Here is an 18,170-nt window from a genome sequence, read left to right as displayed (position 1 = left end):
TTTGGCGAATCGCCTTTTCACGCGAACGAATGTCGTACCCCGATTTGTCTAGCGATGCTTCGGGTTGTTCGACTGGTGTCGGCGCGGTTGCTCGGCTTACAATTTGGACACATAAGGATGCATGCACCGGACAGGTGGAAGGAACGGGCGACATGGCGCATATGGTCGTGCTCAACACGGTTCGTGACGCCGATCCGGAAGGGAGCGGCGGCTCGTTCGGTGCTGGTTTCGGCGCCGCCGCGGCCGAACCTCCAGGGCTGAACCTGAACGATCCGGCGGTCCTGCGCTGCCTGCTGGAACAGACCCCGACCCCGACCGCGCTGCTCGAGGGCGAGGCCGGGCTGTGCAGCTTTTCCAACGCCGCCTTCCGTGCCCTGGGCGTGGTGGCCGGAGCGCCGCTGACCTCCCAGTTTCCGGCGGTTTCGTCTTCCCTGCTCGCCGCCGCCCGGCGCGGCGGCGCCCAGCGCGAGGCGGCGGCCCGCGACGGCGACCGTTTCTGGGAGGTCCGGGCCACGCCGATGATGGGCGTCAACGGGCTGGTGCGCGCCCTGATCGTCACCGTCGAGGAGACCCCGGACAGCGCCGCCGAGCAGGAACGGCACATGCGCGAGCTGAGTCACCGGGTGAAGAACACGTTGCAGCTCGTCTCCAGCCTGCTGACGCTGCAAACGCTGGGGTCCAAGGATCCCGAGGTGCGGCGCGCCCTGCAAAGCGCCGGGGGACGGATCGGCATCGTCACCCAGGCCCACCAGCGCACGCACGCCGCCCTGCGCGGCGACGACCTCGACGTGGCCGGCCATCTGCGCGATCTGTGCGGCGAGCTGGAGGCGACGCTTCCCGGTGCCCGCCGCATCCGGGTGGAGGCCGAGCCGACCAGCCTTCCGGTGGACAGCGTGATTCCGCTGAGCCTGATCGTCAACGAGCTGGTCGGCAACGCCGCGAAGCACGCCTATGGTCCCGATGAGCCGGGCGGAATCGAGGTCAGCCTCGGCCGTGCCGCCGACGGCCGCCGACGGCTGGTGGTGTCCGACCAGGGGCGCGGACTGCCGGACGGGCTCGACGTCGCCCGCGCGGCGACGCTGGGGCTGAAGATGGTGCGCGCCTTCGCCGGCCAGTTGAAGGGAGTCTTGCGCGCCGAAACCGGCCAAGCCGGCACCCGGCTGATTGTCGAACTTCCTGGTTGAGCGGCCTTTGCGCCACGGCGCGCTTGCCCTCGCCGCCGTTCCGGGTCAGGAATGCGCCCCTTGGCCGGAACGGGACGGATCGGAGGATCGGGCATGGCGCGGGTGCGGGCGGACGTGGCTCTGGTGGAGCGCGGCTTGGCGGAAAGCCGGGCCAAGGCGCAGGCTCTGATCCTTGCCGGGCTGGTCTATTCCGACACCAAGCGCATCGGCAAGGCCGGCGATCTGCTGACCGAGGACGCCCCGCTGTCTGTGAAGGGGCAGGACCACCCCTGGGTGTCGCGCGGCGGGCTGAAACTGGTCAAGGGGCTGGACGTCTTCGGCATCGACCCCGCCGGCCTGACCGCCCTCGATGTCGGGGCATCGACCGGCGGCTTCACCGACGTGCTGCTGACGCGCGGGGCCGCGAAGGTCTACGCGGTCGACGTCGGGCATGGACAGCTGGCGTGGAAGCTGCGCAACGACCCGCGCGTCGTGGTGCTGGAGAAGACCAACGCCCGCCATCTGACCACGGCCGAGATTCCCGATCCGGTCGATCTGGTGGTGTGCGACGCCAGTTTCATCGGGCTGGAGGTCGTGCTGCCGGCGGCGCTTGGGCTGGTGGTGCCGGGCGGGCGGCTGGTCGCCTTGATCAAGCCGCAGTTCGAGGTCGGCAAGGGCCGCGTCGGCAAGGGCGGCGTCGTGCGCGAACCGGAACTGCACCAGGAGGTCTGCGACCGTGTCCGCTCCTGGATCGACGGGCTTGCCGGCTGGCGGGTCCTGGACATCACCGAAAGCCCGATCACCGGCCCGGAGGGCAACAAGGAGTTCTTGATCGGAGCGGCGTTCGGGACGGATCCGGATGGAGCCACAGACTGTCACGGGAACCCCCACTGAACCGCCCTGGATTTTCCGGACAGCCCGTCTTCCCGGAAATTTATCCGATCATGTCAGCCAGCCTTATGCGCCCCCCTCAACGAATCGGGATTTCCGCTCGCCGGCATCACACTCAAGCGGCGGCCCGTGCGAAGGATTCGGCGAAGGCGCGCCAACTCCGCTCCCCGCGCATGAAGACCCGCCCCTTCTCGGCGCAGGCCCGTGCGGCGGCCCTGTCGGTGTAGACGCGCTCCAACCGCTCGACCACCTCCTCCACGGCGGATTCGCCCCAGCCCCGGCGGGCGCCCGTGGGATCGGCCACCGGGGTCTGATCGCGAAGCGGCAGGCAATTGCCTTCGCGGATCAGGTCGAGATGCCCGGTGTTGGCCGACAGGATCACGGGCACGCCGCAGGCCATCGCCTCCATGGCGACAAGGTTGGTGGCGCCTTCGCAGCGGTTGGGGAAAACGGCGGCGTGACAGTCGGCCAGGATCGCCGCGATCTCGTGCCTTGCGATGAACCCCATGTCGACGAAGCCCTCCGGCGGCACGCCGTGCGCCATCGCCCACTCCACGATCCGCAGCTTCCCGTTCTCCCCGATCATCGGGGGCTCGGGCGTCAACGGGGATTCGGCGATCGTTCCGGAGGTGTGCGGCCAGTAATTGTGCCAGGCGGTGACCAGCAGCGCGTCGGGATGCCGCTCGTGGAAACGGCGAAACGCGGCGAGCACGATGTCCTGGCCCTTGCGGAACTCCAGCTTGCCGCCGGAGAAGACGACGAAACGGTCCCCGAAGCGGCCGGTGGGAGGCCGCGCGGGCAATTCGCCCGGATCGATGCCCTGGAACGCGCAGCCGACGTCCGGAACTCCCTGCTCCAGAAGCAAATCCCGGTTGTAGGTCGAATGCACCACGATCCTGTCGTAACCGCGCGCGCGCTCCAGGGTCTCGGTGTCGAACCGGCTGTCCTCGAAGGCGATCACGCCGACGTTGCGGCTGCCACGGAAGCGCTCGGATGCCGGCCCCTCCACGAAGCCGTTGGCGAGCGCGTGCAGCAGCGTCCAGCCCTTGATGACCACCACCTGGCCCGGAACCCGATCGGCGATGGCGCCGATGCGCTCATACCCGATCATCAGGGGCGCCAGCTTCTCCCGGTTCTCCGGCCGCAAGGTGGCCAGCAACGGCTGTTCCAGCAAAAGCGGCGGGCGGCCTTGGTCCAGCAGGTAAAGCGCCGTGTGCACGCCGACCAGACCCCAGCCATGGATTTCCGAAAGCTGCCAAGTCAAAGCAAAATTCTGTTCCACGCACAGCCTTTCGACGCGCACCGCGAATGCCGGTTGACCTTCCCGCGGCAGGCTGATGCTATGCGGCAGGATGTGCCGGCATCCAGCCGGCCCATTATTTAGCGTCGGCCCACCCCGACCTTCAAGACATGACCATCAAGATCGCGTTCATAGACCCGACGAAGGGCGATTACACCCCCGAGACGCCGCGCCTCCAGCCGCTTGGCGGTTCGCAATCGGCGCTCTGCTACCTGGGGGAGGAGCTGGCCGCCGCCGGCCATGCGATCACGCTGGTCAACGGCACGCGCGCGGCCGCCACCGTGCGCGGGGTGCGCTGCCTGCCCATGGCTTCGATGAGCCTTGAGGATCTGTGCGCTTTCGACGCCGTGGTTTTTCTGAATGGATGCGATCGGGAGCTGCTGCTGCGCCTGCGCGGCAGGATGGGCGGCGGGCGCAAGCTGATCCTCTGGACGCAGCACGCCGCCGACCAGCCGGCGGTGGCGAACTTGGCCGAGCCCGAACTGCGCGACTGCCTGGACGGTGTCGCCTTCGTCAGCCAATGGCAGATGGATGGGTATCTGGACGCCTTCCGCCTCGATCCGGCGCGCTGCCGGGTGATGCGCAACGGGATTGCGCCGGCCTTTGCCGGCCTGTTCGGGCCGAACGAGGATATCCGGGCGGCGACCCCCTGGCCGCCGGTTCTGGCCTACACCAGCACGCCGTTCCGTGGCCTCGACGTGCTGCTGGACAGCTTTCCGTCGATACGGGCGGCGATTCCCGGAACCCGGCTGCGCGTCTGTTCGAGCCTCGAAGGTTATCAGGTCGCCGCCGGACAGGATCCCTTCACCGCCTTGTACCAGCGTTGCCGCGAGACGGAGGGGGTGGAGTATCTCGGCGGCCTCGGTCAGGTGGCGCTGGCCGGGATGCTGCGGAAGGCGACCTGCCTCGCCTATCCCAACCGCTTCGCCGAGACCTCCTGCATCGCCGTGCTGGAGGCGCTGGCGGCCGGCTGCCTGGTGGTGTCGAGCCAATTGGGCGCCCTGCCGGAAAGCGGGGCCGGCTTCGCGCGGCTCATCCCCGTGCCGGAGGATCCGCGGGAACACGCGCAACGCTACGCCGAGGCGGCGGTGGCCGCCCTGACCGACCTGCGGACGGATCCCGGCGCCGGCCTCCGGCTCCGCGCCCAGGTCGACCACGCCAACGCCGAGACGTCCTGGCCGGTGCGGGCGCAAGGCTGGATCGCCTGGTTCGAGGAGTTGCGCAGGCCGGCTCCGGTGAGGGCCGATACGGCGGACAGTGCCACGGCGATCACCGCCAGGATCGTCTCCGCCCAGCAGCAGCTCATGGAGGCGTTGGGCGCCCATCTGAATTCCGGGCCGACCCGCCGGCTGGCCGACCCGGCCTGGCGGGCCGAGGCGCGCGCGATGATCGATCTGGTGGAACGGTCGCTCCGCCTCGATCACAACGACGAGGAAGCGCGCACCGGCGTCTGGTCGGCGCTGCGCGGCTACGACGCCTGGCTTTCGTACCACAGCGCGCTGCCGGAGCTGCCGCCGCCGTCCCCGCTGCCGCCCGGCGGGCGCCGGATCTTCGACTGCTTCCAGTTCCACAACGAGCTGGATCTGCTGGAGGTCCGGCTGGCCGAACTCCATCCCGTGGTGGACCGTTTCGTCCTGGTCGAGGCGACCTACACCCACGCCGGCGCCGCCAAGCCTCTGCACTACGCCGACAACCGGGCGCGTTTCGCCGCCTACGCGGACAAGATCATCCACATCGTGGTCGCCGAGGATCCGGGCGGATTCGCCTGGAACCGCGAGGCGTACCAGAGGGACGCGATCCTGCGCGGCCTCGGGGAGTGCCGGCCCAGCGACATGATCCTCATTTCCGACGCCGACGAGATCCTGCGCGCGCCGGTCGTCGAGCGGCTGCGCCGGGAGCCGGACGATGGCGCCACGCTCTTCAGTCCCCATCTCGACATCTTCCTCTATTTCCTCGACCTGAAGGCGCCCGATCCCTGGGTCTCGGTGGCCGCCGCCCCCTGGGAGCTGATCCGCCGCATCGGCGCCAACCGCGCCCGCTATCTGGCCAAGCAGGGGATCGGGCGGGTCGTTCCGGACGCCGGCTGGCACTTCACCTGGATGGGGGGCACCGACCGTTTCCGCGCGAAGCTGGAGGCTTTCGCGCACCGGGAGATGATCGCCGGCTTCGACCGCGATCCGCAGGCCAACCGGGCTAAGCTCGACCGCTTCTACGCCACCGGCCGCTTCGACGGGGACGCGCCGCCCGGCATGTGGACGGACCTCCAGCCTGTTCCCGTCGACGAGCGCTATCCGGCCCGCATCCGGGAAACGCTCTCCCGCTTCCGCCATCTCGGCTGGCTCATCCCGCAGGCGGAACCCGCGCCGGAGGCCCTGCTCGAGGAAGGCTGGCTGCGGGAGGGGAATGGGGACGGAGCGGCGGCCGAGGCGCTCTGGCGCCGGGCCGCGGCCCTCGATCCCACCGACATCCAGGTCTTCCACGCGCTTGCCGAACGGCTGCTGGCGCGCAACGCAACGGCCGAGGCGCTCCGCCCCCTGCGCTGCTGCACCCGGCTGGATCCCAAGGGGAGCTTCCATCTTTTCAAGCTCGCCCACAGCCTGCTCCTGCTCCGCCGGTACGGGGAGAGCGCAACGGTCCTGAGGGCGCTGATCCCCCGCGAGCCGGAGGAGCATCGCGCCTACGGCAATCTCGCGGTCGCGCTGAAGAATCTCGGTCTTCACGAGCAGGCGGTGGCGGTCGGCCGCCAGGCGCTGGCGCTGGCGCCGGCCGACGCCGGCCTGCTGGGCAACCTGGGTCTCGCCCTGTCGATGCTGATCGGAGAAGACGAGGCGGCGGCCGGCGCCCTGTCGCGCGCCATGGTCCTGGAGCCGGACCACGCCGAGACGCGGATGAACCGCGCGCTGGTCCTGCGCAACCTGCACCGGCTGGACGAGGCGGAGGCCGAGTGCCGCAGCCTCGTCGCGGAGCGGCCGGACGACGCCCGCGCCCACACGCTCCTGGCGACCTGCCTGCTGATGCGGGGCGATCTGGTGGCGGGGTTCCGCGCGTATGAATGGCGCACCCGGCTGGCCGATGGGCAGGTGGAGGCGCGAGGCCTGCCGACGCCGCTGTGGGACGGCGGCGATCCCGATGGCCGGCGCATCCTGCTGCACGACGAGCAGGGGCTCGGTGACGGGATCCAGTTCGCGCGCTACGCGACGCTGCTGGCGCGGCGCGGCGCCCATGTGATCGTGGAGTGCAACGACGCGCTGGCTCGACTCCTCGCCACGCTGCCGGGCGTGGCGACGGTCGTCGGACGCTCCGCGCCGCCGCCGGCGCACGATGCCCACGCGGCCCTGATGAGCCTGCCGCATCTCCTTGGCACGACCCTCGCGACGGTCCCGTCGGAGGTGCCGTACCTTGCGGCCGAACCCTCCCTCGTCGCGCGGTGGCGCGACCGGCTGGAGCCGGTGCGGGCGGGGCTGCGGGGCGGGCTGGTCGTCGGGCTGGTCTGGGCCGGCAACGCGGATCTTCCCGACGATCCCAAGCGCTCGCCGGGGCTGGAACCCCTGCTGCCGTTGCTCGGCCTTCCCGGACTCGTCTTCGTCTCCCTTCAGAAGGGCGCCGGGCGGGCGGAACTGGAGCGGTTGGGCGATCGGCTTCCCGAGGGCTTCCGCGATGTCGGCGACGCGTTGGAGGATCTCGCCGACACCGCGGCCGTCGTGGCACAGCTCGATCTGGTCATCTCCGTGGACAGCGCGGTCGCCCACCTCGCCGGGGCGCTGGGACGGAAGGTCTGGACCATGGTGCGCGCGGAGTCCGAGTGGCGATGGATGCTGGAGCGCACCGACAGCCCCTGGTACCCGACCATGCGGCTGTTCCGGCAGAAACGGGCGGGCGACTGGAGCGACGTCGTGGCGGCGCTGCGCAGCGCGCTGCACCAAGCGGTCAGGACGGCTCCCCGGTAGGGGCGCCATGCACGGCGCGGCGCCGAACCTCGTCGTGCAGAGCCTCGCGGACGCGCGCGAAGACGGGCGCCCAGTCCAGATCCGGCCCCTGGCGGAACAGGCGCATCGACGGGTACCAGGGCGTCCGCTCCCCGGTGAAGCCGTAGATCCAGTAGGGCACATGCTGAACGAGGTTCCAGACCGGCGTTCCGAGGGAGCCGGTGAGGTGGGCGACCGAGCTGTCGGTCATGACGACCAGATCCAGCCGCTCGATCATCGCCGCGGTGTCGGCGAAATCCTCCATGTGGGGACCGAGCGGCACCACCAGCCGGCCGGCCGGGCCGAGCGCGTCCAGCTCGGCCTCTGGCGGGCCTTTCTGGAGGCTGTAAAGCCGTACCCCCGGGATTTCGGCGAGACCCAGGAACGGCGTCAGCCTCGTGGCCCGCCGGGCGTTGTCGGCGAAGCTGGAGCGGCCCGACCAGACGATGCCCACGCGCAGGGTTCCCGGCTCCCGCACCCCCAGCCGCCACGTGGCCTTATCCCGAGCCTCGGCCGGAACGGTGAGCGGCACCGGCGGCGGGACGGAGGCGAGCGTCGTGCGGAACAGCATCGGCAGGGCCATCTGCGACACCTCGACGTCGCAGGGCGGTGCCGGGGCTCCCCACGCCATCCATTCGTCCGGGACGAGACCGGACAGCACACGCCGCAATTCCGAATGGCATTCGTAGATCAGCCGGCCGCCAGCCGCCCTGACCATCGGCAGATAGCGGGCCACCAGCAGGGCGTCGCCGAAGCCCTGTTCGGTCGTCACGAAGACGCGGCGCCCGTCCAGGGGCTGCCCGTCCCACGGCGGCGCCGAGGGCGGTCGCGCGTGATAGGACGGTATCTGCCGCCGCGCCTCGTAATCGTCGAAGCCGTGGACGTAATCGCCGATCTGCAACCGCGTCAGCGCCCGTTCCCACCGCAGGAGCGGCGTCGGTCCGCCATTCCCGCCGATGGCGAGGTCGATCGCCGCCAGGGCGTCGGCGTACCGTCCCGCCTTGCGGAAGGCGACCACGCGGTTGAACAGGACCGTCCGGTTGCCGGGCGCGCGCCGGAAGGCCTCCTCCTGCGCCGCGACCCCCTCGGCGAGGCGTCCGGCTTCGGTCAGCGCGTTGCCGAGATTGGTCCAGAGGTTGCCGCAGAGGCCGCCGTTATCGGGTGCATGCTCCAGCCCGCGCCGGTGGCAGGCGATGGCCTCCTCCAGCTTTCCGGCGCGGCGCAGCAGGATGCCCAGGATGCTCCACGCCTTCGCGTCGGAGGGATCGGCGTCGAGCGCCGCCTCCGCGGATCGGCGCAGCCGCTCATCCTCGTCGTGCGCCGTGTCGGCATCCTTCGCTTCGACATGCATGCCGGACCGTTCCACGGGGCCAAGCCGCTCAACGCCCGCGCGGAGGAGCGGTCGTGACGATCCCGGCTTGAAGGCCGGGGGGCGTGGACGCTAGATACATGCGCGATGGAACCTTTTGGCCAGCAAGCCCATACCATAGCACCTCGCCACCACCGGCATGAAGGTCGTAATCTATTGCAAAGCAAGATCAACGCTGCCGGCGGCACCATCCGGGGCGTCGATCCCCGGAACATCCTGCGTGGCAAGCGGACGTGGCGCGCCTTTGCGGCCTCCCGCGCGCGGGGGCGGTCGGGCCGATGACGGGCGCTTCCGACGTGGTGAGGGCGCATCGGCGGGTGCTGGCCACCGATCCGGCGGAGGCCATGGCCTGGCAGCGCCTGGCGTTGGAGGCGTATCAGGCCGGGAAAGCGCCGCAGGCCCTGTCGCTTTTCGTCCGCGCCGCCTGGCTGCACGGTGACGGCGCCGTTCTGGAGCGGCAGATCGAAGGGGTGATCGTCCCCGCCCTCAACCAGGCCGTGGCGCTGGTACGGGACGGGCGGATCGACGAGGCGGCCGCGATCGTCGATCCCTTGGCCGAGGTCATCGGGCCTCGCGGCCATTTCGCGCATGTTCTGGGAGCCGTGCGCCTGATTCAGGGGCGCGACGACGAAGCGGCGCGCTTCCACGCCGCCTCCCACATGGACGGCAACGGCCTCGGCGTCGCCCTGGCCGGGATCGCCCGCCACCGTGCCGACTACGCCTTCATCGGCACGGTCGTGATCCCCGTCTACCGGATGGAGGACATGATCGAGCGGGCCCTCGACAGCGTCCTGGCGGCGGTCCGCTATCACCGCGCGGCGTCCGGCGAGGCCGACGCGCAAATCCATGTCTGCGTCGTGGACGACGCCTCCCCCGACGACAGCGTGGGACGGGCGCTGCGCTGGGCGCGGGCGCATCCGGACCAGAGCGTCGCGGTCATCGCCAACAACCGCAACCGGGGGGCCGGGCGAACGCGCAACGCGGGCGCCGCCGCCTCGCTGGGCCGCTATCTCTGGTTCCTCGATGCCGACGACTATTATCTGGAACAGCACTTTTTCCTGACGATCCGGGCCTTGGACGCGGCTCCCGAGCTGGGCTTCGCCCGCACCGGCATCGTCTTCGACGGGATCGACGCCGAGGTCACCCGGGATTGGCGGGAGGCATCGGAAAACTGCTACCCGGGCAATCTCTGCGTCCGGCGGGAGTGCCACGACCGGATCGGCGGGTTTCCGGAGGAGGCGCCGTTCCACCCGGCGGTGGCGGACGACGTGGCCTACAGCCGCGCCCTGCACAGCCGGTTCGGTGGGGTGAAGCTCTCCGAGAAGACCGTCCGCTACACGATGCGGCCGGGCAACGCGCTGGAGCGGCAGCGGGCCGAGATGATCGGCGGCCCCCCTTCGGCGGAGCGCCAGCGGCCGGACAGCCGCTTCGTGGCCATCGAACTCCTGACCCAGCGCCGCCTCTACGGCCTGGCGGCCGACCCGGCACACAGGCCACCGCCACCGCCGATGGACGCCGCCGTCTGGCTGGAGAAGGGGAAGGACCTGGCCCGGAGCCAGCAGCCGGAGCCGGCCGTCGCCGTGCTGCTCCGGGCGGCGGCCCTCGATCCCGCCGACGCGGCGATCTGGTTCGAGCTGGGGTTGGCGGCGAGCGGGATCCGGCGTGAAGCCCTGGCGCTCCGCGCCTTCCAGGTGGTGGCGAGCCTTCACCCGGACGCGGGAGGCGCGCGCTTCAACCTCGCCTCCCTGCGGTTCGAACAGGGAGGCCTCGATCCGGCCGCCCGCCATCTGCGGGAGGCGCTGGCGCTCCGGCCGGGGCACGGCGCTTCCCTGTTCCTGTTGGGGCGGACGGAGCGGCGTCGCGGACAGGCGGGAGTCGCCCGCGGAATTCTAAGCCGCGCCGCGCGGGTCGAACCGGATCGGGGGGAGATCCACGCGGAGCGGGCGGAGGCGGCTCTCAGCCTCGGCCACGAGGCGGCGGCCGCGGAGCACGCACGGCGCGCGCTGGCCCTTGTGCCCGCCCTGTTCGACGGCCACACCGCCCTTGCCGGCGCCCTGGAGGCGCTCGGCCGGTCCGACGCGGCGCTGTCGGGCTGGGAGCGGGCGATCCGCTGCAATCCGGGCCGTGCGGAGGCGTTCACCCGGCGCGCCGTCAACCTGCTCGTCCGCCGCCTTGGGCCGCCGCCGGCACCGGCGTCGAGGGCGGGGGCGGGGCGCCGGCTCGCCTCCACCCTGCTCGGCTGGCATGGCCGGTTCGGCAACCAGCTTCTGCAATATGGGGTGCTGCGCCTCTACGCCGCGTGGCATGGCCTGACCCTGGAGGTGCCGCCCTGGCCGGGGCGGCATCTCTACGGGCTGGACGATCCGCTTCCCGGCCCGCCCTTGCCCCGCCTGCCGGAGCGGGAGGCCGAGGCCAGCGTCATGGCGTCGCTCGGCGGCACAAGCGACGAGGTGCTGGCCGACCGGGACGTCACCGCCTATTTCTGCGGCGACACCCGCTTCCTGGCACGGCACCGGGAGACCTTCCGCGCCTTCTTCACGCCGGGGCCGCACATCCGGCCCTGGACGGACGCGCTGACCGCCCGCCTGCGCGCGGCCGGGGGGACGCTGGTGGCCCTGCACATCCGGCGCGGCGACTTCGGCTGGGGCCCTTTCTGGATGGCGCCGGAATCCTGGTACCTGCGTTGGCTGGAAACGGTCTGGACCGGCCTGGACCGGCCGGTCCTCTACGTCGCGACGGACGACCCGCGCTGTCTCTCCGCCTTCGCCGCCTACCGACCGCTTTGCGCGCGGGATCTGGCGGAGCCGATCCCCGGAGCCGAGTTCCTCACCGATTTCCATGTCCTGTGCGAGGCCGATCTGGTGGCGGTGTCCAACAGCAGCTTCTCCTTCGTGGCGACCATGCTGAACCGCCGCGCCCGAAGCACCGTCCGTCCCGACCGGACCCGGCAGGCGCTTCGTCCCTACGACCCCTGGTCCAGCCCGGTCCTGCTGTGATGACGGAAACCACCCCCCCCGATTCGCCGCTGCACGTCGCGATGGCCCACCATGCCGCCGGCCGCGCGGCGGAGGCGGAGCGCGCGTACCGGGCGGTGCTGGCCGCCGATCCCGGCCATCCCGGCGCCCTGCATCTGCTGGGGATGCTGGCGCTCCAGCATGGCCGGCCGGCGATCGCGGCGCAGCTCATCGGGGAGGCCGTCCGTCGCAACCCCGGCAACCCGGCCGGCTTTTCCAGCCTTGCCCAGGCCTTGCACCGGCTCGGCCAGCTCGGCAAGGCGCGGACGAGCGCACGTCTGGCGGTGGCGCTGGATCCCGGCTTTCTCGACGGCCTCGACATCCTCGCCGACATCCTGTCCGACCGGGGGGAGCATGGCACGCTGGCGGACACGCTCGGCCGCCGGCTGGCGCTCACCCCATGGGTGACGGAACCGAGGATGAGGCAGGCCCACGCGCTGCTCTTCGCCGGACGGAACGAGGAGGCGCGCGAGGCGCTGATGACGCTGCTCGGCATGACCCCTCTGTCGGTGGCGGGATACACCAACCTCGGCGTGGCGCTGCGCCGGCTCGGGCGGACGGAGGAGGCGATCGCCGCCTACCGCAGCGCGCTGGGCTTCGCGTCCGGAGAGCCGGGAACCCTCAACAACCTTGGCATCTCCCTTCAGGATCTCGGCCGCTACGAGGAGGCCGCCGCCTGTTTCCGCCTCTCCATCGCGGAACAGCCGGACGGCTCCCACGCCTATCTCAACCTCGGCCTCGTCGCGCGCGACGAGATGCGGGTGGACAACTCCATCCGTCTGGCGCGCCGCGCCGCCACGCTGGCTCCGGCCCTGGCCGAGGCGCACACGGCCCTGGGCCACGGCCTCCTGATCAAGGGCGAGTTCCGCGAGGGGTTCGCGGAGTATGAATGGCGGTCGCGCATGGCGGACTTCGCCTCGCCGCGCCGCGACTTCGCCTCGCCCGTCTGGGACGGCTCCCCCATCGCGGGCCGCACGCTGCTCGTTCATGACGAGCAGGGGATGGGGGACACGATCATGTTCGCGCGCTACGCCGCGCTGCTCCAGGCGCAGGGTGCACGGGTGTACCTGGATTGCGGGGGGCCGCTCGTCCGGCTGCTTTCGTCGATGCCGGGGATCGCCGGCGTCGTGTCCCGCCAGGATCCCGCGCCGCCGCACGATTTCCACGTGTCGCTGGCGAGCCTGCCGCACCGGCTGCGCGCCACCCTCTACACCATCCCCGCGCCGGTCGCCTATCTGCGGGCCGAACCGGCGCTGGTGGAGAGCTGGGGGGCGCGGCTTGGTCCACGGCGCGATCTCCGCATCGGGCTGGTCTGGGCCGGCAATCCGGAATTCAGGGGCGACCGGCTGCGTTCCCCCGGACTGGCGGCTTTCCGGCCCCTGCTCGATCTGCCGGGCGTCTCGGTCTACGGCCTTCAGAAGGGAGCGGGGCGGGACGATCTGGATCGGTGCGGGCCGCTGCCGGCGAACTTCGTCGACCTCGGCGCGGACATCGCCGACCTCGCCGACACGGCGGCGATCATGGACAATCTGGATCTCGTCGTCAGCTCCTGCACCGGCCCGGCCCATCTCGCCGGGGCGCTGGGCCGGCCGGTCTGGACCCTGCTGCCCTTCGCGCCGGACTGGCGGTGGCTGGAGCACGGCGTCTGCACGCCCTGGTACCCGACCATGCGCCTGTTCCGGCAGGAGCGGCGCGGCGACTGGAGCGCGGTCGTGGCGCGGCTGCGCGGGGTGCTGGAAAGCATTGCCGGCTGAGGTCAGGGCGTCCAGGGCCGGTACGGGCGGATGCATCGCGCCGCCATGTCCGGCTCGACGAAGATCCGGGCACGCCGGTTGAGCCGGGCGGCGAGCTGGCTGAAGCCGCTGGCGGCGCTGATGCCGACCACATCGGCCTGGGTCAGCACATGGAAGTCCTGGAGATACTCCAGGTTGGGCCAGTCCGGCGCCACGTCCTCACGGGCCAGCGGACGGAACTCGGCGAAATCCCGGCGCACCGCCGGCAGGTCGTCGCTGGCGAGATAGAGCACCGGCCGGTCGAGCCGGGGCCACAGCGCGCGCAGCCACTCCACATACCAGGCCGTGTCGGTGATGGGGTAGCCGAGCGGAACGAAGTCGCCGCGCCGCAGGTGCAGCGCCACCACCGTGGCGCCCCCGGCCCGGAGCCGCTCGACCGCCGGGTCGAGCCAGGGCGCCCAGACCGGACGCGGCCGCAGCCAGGACTGCACCCGCTCGCGCTGGCTCTCCTTGTGGTCGAAGAGGAACAGGGGGGAGAGGATGTCGCGGTCGAGAACGGGCGCCGCCGGGGCCGTGCCGCCGGCCACCAGCCCGTTGAGGAGGTTGCGGGCGAAGGGCAGGGGCGGCAGCGGCCTGCTTTGAGGCGGGTCGTCGAGCGTGAAGAAGGCGCCGCCCACCCAGTCCGGGGTTTCCAGCACGAGGCCGTGCGTCTCGGCGTAGAGCCGCAGGAGGATGTATTCGAGAACGTTGTGGGCGAAGCGGCCCCGGCTGGCCAGGGAGGAGGAGGTGATGCGCGGAAGGGGCCGGCTGTCCGGGGCCGGCCGTCTCAGCCGCAGCCCCTGGCCCGCCAGCGTGGCCCGGAGCCTGGCCAGCGACCGGATCGTGAAGAACCAGCCCTGGTCGCCCTCGATCCGGGCCAGACGCGCGGCGGCCGCCTCGGGCGCGTTCTCCTGGAGATCCAGCGCGGCCAGCGCCGTCAGGCACTCGGTGCGGTGGGTGTGACCCGCCAGCGGCCTGTCCATGAGGCGGGTGAACAGCTCGCGCGCCGGCGCCAGCGCGCCGCGCCGGATGAGCAGCCCGCTCAGATGCTCGATGGCGGAGACGGCATCGGTTCCCGGCTGGGACAGGCTGTCGAACAGGAGCTCCTCCGCCTCGCCCGGCCGGCCGCGCGCGTCCAGCATGTCGGCGACGCGCGTGCGGGCCAGCCCGAGCCCGAGCCGTGCCGCGCGCCCGTAGGCCCGGAGCGCTCCCTCGGGATCGTGGCCCTGGCTGGCGTTGCCGAGATTGTACCAGCATTCCGGCGTTGCCGGCCCGAGCGCCAGCGCCCGCTCCAGCCGCGCCCGCGCCTGTGCGTGGGCTCCCTCGTCGAGGAGGCCGTTGCCCAGGTTCATGTGGGCGGGCAGAAAGTCGGGCTCGGCCCGGATGGCCCGGCGCAGGCTGTCCTGCGCTTCCCCGAGCCGCCCGGCCCGGCGCAGGGCCAGCCCCAGCGCGTGATGGGCTTCGGCGGAACCGGGAGCCAGCCGGGCGGCGCGCTCCAGCGCCGCGACGGACGCGGCTGCGTCCAGGCCGGACGCGAGGGCCGACCACGCCGCCGGATGGTCGGGGGCGAGCGAAGGAAGACGCCGCCGCTGCGCCGTGGCCTCGCCGCTCCGCCCGGCATCCTCCAGGGCATCGGCCAGATCGATCCGCGCCCGGACGAGGACGGGATCGAGCCGCAGCACCCGCTTGAGCGCAGTCGCAAACGCGTCGGGCACGCCGCCGTGCCGACCGGCCAGGGCGAGCAGATGCAGGGCCGTCGCATCGGCGGGATCGGATTCCAGCACCCGCCGGTACCCCCTTGCCGCCTCGTCGAGGCGGCCGGCGCGGTGGTGGTCGAACGCGCGCGCGAGGCGCTCGCCGGTCATGCTCCAGGCCTCGCCGGCTTGTGCCCGGCGCTCGTCATGACGGCTCCACCGTGAAGGCTTCCGGCGGCAGGCCGGCCGCGTGGCGGTCCCACATGGCCCGGTAGGCGCGCTCCAGGTTCCGCGTGAAGCGCGGGCTGTCGAACAGCGGCGCCGTGGCGCGCCCGGACTCCAGCCGGCGGCGGTAGGCGGCCAGCGTCGCCGGTTCCCCGGCCAGCCGGACCGCCCGTTCCTCATACTCGGCGAAGGAGCGGGTGACCGTCTCCGGCAGGCCGGCCGCGTGCAGCAGGCTGGCCGCGACGCTGGAGGCGAAGGTCTCCCCCCGCGTCGTGAGGACCGGCACCCCCATCCACAGGGCGTCGGAGGTGGTGGTGTGCCCGGTGTAGGGGAAGCTGTCGAGCGCCAGATCGGCAAGCCGGTAGCGGGCGAGATGCTCGGCCTGCGGGCGGTGCGGGGCGAAGACCAGCCGTGACGGCGCAACGCCGCGGCGAGCCGCCTCCATCCGCAGGTTGGCGGCGGCGTCCCGTCCCGCCTCCAGGAGCCAGAGCGTGCTGCCCGGCACGCGGCCGAGGATGCGCATCCACAGGCCGAACAGGGCCGGGTCGATCTTGAAGGCGGCGTGGAAGGCGCAGAAGACGACGCCTTGGGCGGGCAGGCCGCAGGCCGCGCGCGTCGGCACGGGAGCGTCGGCCGGCCGGCGGCGGTCGTTGACCTGATAGCTGTCGGGCATGCGCACCAGCCGCTCGCGGTAGAAGGGCTGGTGCTCGGGCGGCGTGACGAAGCGGTCGCCGATCGCGTAGTCCAGCAGATCCGCGCCCAGGGTTCCCGGATAGCCCAGATAGGCCACCTGGACGGGCGCCAGACGCCGCGCCAGCAGCGTCGGCCGGGCGTCCCGGGTGTAGCCCTTGAGGTCCACGAGAATGTGCACGTCGTCCTCGGCGCACAGCGCCGCGACCTCGTCGGGGCCGGCGTGCCGCAGGTCGCGGAAGCGGTCGAAGCCCGCCTCCAGCCGACGCCGCATCGGACCTCCGTCATCCTCGCCATAGGAATAGCCGAACACGCCGAAGCGCGTCCGGTCGTGCAGTTCGAAGAGTTCCGCCGTCAGATAGGCGGTGGCGTGTTCCTGGAAGTCGGCGGAGAGATAAGCGATGTTCAGCCGCCCCCCGGAGGAGGCGGGCCGCGGTACGGGCGCCGCCGCCGAGGCCGGCCCGACGGCCGTGCGGTGGAATCGGCGTGCCGCGCGGTCCTGCTGCGCCGGGCTTGTGCCGATGAGCAGGCTCAGCAGCGGCAGCACGACTCCCTGGTCGCGGTCGATCGTCTCCACCAGCCGGCGGCAGGTCTCCCCGTGGCTTCGCCAGTCGCAGAGGGACAGGCTCGCGAACAGGCGGTCGCAGAGGAACTCCGTCCGGTCCGGGGCAAGCCGGTGGGCGTGGTCGTAGCCCCGAACGGCCTGCGCCGGCCGGTTCGCCGCACGCAGGCTGTGGGCCCTCTCGTGCCACGCGTCGGCCGAATCCGGCTGGAGCGCCAGCGCCCGCCTGTGGGCCTCCAACGCCTCGCCGTCCCGCCGCTCGTCCCGGAGCAGGGTGCCGAGCCGGGTGAAGATCAGGGCCTCCGGCTGAAGGCGCAGCGCGCGTCTGGTCAGGGCCGCGGCGCGGCCGGGACGGGCTTGGTGTTCGAGCAGGGCGAGGTTGTTGAAGGCGTCCGCGAGATCGGGTTGCAGCGCGAGGGCGAGAGCGAAGCAGCGCCGCGATTCCTCCGGCCGCCCCAGCGCGAATTCCACCGCCCCCAGCAGGAAGGCGGCCGCCGGCTGGTCGGGCGAAGCGGCGAGGATCGCCCGGCACAGCGTGCCGCTCTCCTCCGCCTTCCCTTGCTGGTAGAGGGCGAAGGCCCTGCCCAGCGCCTCCTCCGGCCGCTCCGTGGGCACGGAGGCCGGTGTTCCAGGCGGCGGTTCGTAACTGAGTCGGCGCATGACCCGGCCGCCGCCGGGGGTGGAGAGGGTGTGCGGGTCCCGCTTGCGGGGCAGGGGATAGCCCGCCAGATGCAGGATGCCGATGGGGGCGTGGGGAAGCTCCGGCTCCAGCAGCAGCCGGCCGTCCCCGGAGCTGAAGGGCGTGGCGCGGAAGCAGATCCAGTTGCAGCGTGCCGGCAACTGGCTGAAGGGCAGCCCGCCGGCGCGCAGGGCGAGGTTCAGCGCGATCTGCCCGCTGACGAAGAGCACGGTCCGGCGGAGGGATTCCGTCAGCAGGCGCGCCCAGCGCGCCCAGTGCGGCGCATCGCGGCGCGCGGCGAAGACCCCGCCGTTCAGCAGCGGGTAGGCGAAGAGCCGGCGCGCCGTGGCCTCGTCGAAGCAGGCCTTGTACCAGTCGTGGAGGTGATGGGCGTGGGGGGCGCCGTCGCAGAAGGGCGTGTAGGCGCGGTCGAGCTCCGGCACGATGGCGAAGCCGGTCGCCGCCGCACCGGCCAGCAGCAGATCGATGGCCGACCAGTCCTGCACCCAGCAGTCGGCGTCCAGCCACAGGATGACGGCGGCGTCGGGAACATGCCTGGGGAGATGCGGGCGCGACACCATCGCCTTGAAGCACTCCGGCATCGGCCGGTCGAAGGGATGGTCCCAGCCGGGCGCCGCCAGCCGCGCCCCTTCGCTCATCAGCCAGCGCCGCTCCTCCGTCCCGAACCCGAGGTCGAGCACGGTGATCGGGACCCCGGCCCCCTGCGGAAAGGCGCGGATCGAGCGGACCAGCCCCTGGAGCAGCGGGAAATAGGCGCTGTCGCCGGCCGTCGCGATCGCGAAGGGATGCACCGGTCAGCTCCCGGCCGGTTTTCCTCTCCCGCGC

At 71.9% G+C, this 18,170-nt stretch carries 9 protein-coding genes; 5 read left to right on the top strand and 4 right to left on the bottom strand.

The features are described 5' to 3' along the window. Positions 1-152: 152 nt before the first annotated feature. Positions 153-1,184: a sensor histidine kinase gene (locus tag JN22_RS30255; RefSeq protein WP_085557638.1), complete on the top strand. Its 1,032-nt coding sequence runs from the start codon at positions 153-155 to the stop codon at positions 1,182-1,184. Between the two features lie 93 nt (positions 1,185-1,277). Further along, entirely contained in the window at positions 1,278-2,057 is a 780-nt protein-coding gene (locus JN22_RS30250) for a TlyA family RNA methyltransferase (protein WP_085557637.1), read from the top strand. 112 nt (positions 2,058-2,169) lie between these two features. Here JN22_RS30250 and JN22_RS30245 read toward each other — a convergent pair whose 3' ends face one another. Beyond that, positions 2,170-3,318, bottom strand: a complete 1,149-nt coding sequence (locus JN22_RS30245; protein ID WP_223677983.1) for a glycosyltransferase family 4 protein — start codon at positions 3,316-3,318, stop codon at positions 2,170-2,172. A 146-nt stretch (positions 3,319-3,464) separates the two neighbouring features. On the opposite strand from JN22_RS30245, the gene JN22_RS30240 reads away from it, so the two are divergent. Continuing rightward, positions 3,465-7,301, top strand: a complete 3,837-nt coding sequence (locus JN22_RS30240) for a glycosyltransferase (protein ID WP_085557636.1) — start codon at positions 3,465-3,467, stop codon at positions 7,299-7,301. On the opposite strand, the gene JN22_RS30235 is transcribed toward JN22_RS30240, so the two are convergent. Then, positions 7,282-8,670 (bottom strand): tetratricopeptide repeat protein, encoded by a 1,389-nt coding sequence (locus JN22_RS30235; protein WP_085557635.1) that lies wholly within the window; start codon positions 8,668-8,670, stop codon positions 7,282-7,284. The genes JN22_RS30240 and JN22_RS30235 overlap by 20 nt on opposite strands. A 296-nt stretch (positions 8,671-8,966) precedes the next feature. On the opposite strand from JN22_RS30235, the gene JN22_RS30230 reads away from it, so the two are divergent. Then, entirely contained in the window at positions 8,967-11,684 is a 2,718-nt protein-coding gene (locus JN22_RS30230) for a glycosyltransferase (RefSeq protein WP_085557998.1), read from the top strand. Beyond that, positions 11,684-13,456, top strand: coding sequence for a tetratricopeptide repeat protein (locus tag JN22_RS30225; RefSeq protein WP_085557634.1), 1,773 nt, complete (start codon positions 11,684-11,686; stop codon positions 13,454-13,456). The genes JN22_RS30230 and JN22_RS30225 overlap by 1 nt, the downstream gene beginning before the upstream one ends. Positions 13,457-13,458: 2 nt before the next feature. Here JN22_RS30225 and JN22_RS30220 read toward each other — a convergent pair whose 3' ends face one another. Then, positions 13,459-15,339, bottom strand: coding sequence for a tetratricopeptide repeat protein (locus JN22_RS30220; protein WP_085557633.1), 1,881 nt, complete (start codon positions 15,337-15,339; stop codon positions 13,459-13,461). A 34-nt stretch (positions 15,340-15,373) separates the two neighbouring features. Further along, entirely contained in the window at positions 15,374-18,136 is a 2,763-nt protein-coding gene (locus JN22_RS30215; protein WP_223677982.1) for an O-linked N-acetylglucosamine transferase, SPINDLY family protein, read from the bottom strand. Positions 18,137-18,170: the final 34 nt, after the last annotated feature.

Origin of the sequence: Azospirillum agricola (genome assembly GCF_020005195.1) — a bacterium.
Taxonomy (GTDB): domain Bacteria; phylum Pseudomonadota; class Alphaproteobacteria; order Azospirillales; family Azospirillaceae; genus Azospirillum; species Azospirillum agricola.
Note: the sequence above shows the minus strand (reverse complement) of the source record. Positions and strands in the feature narration are given on the sequence as shown.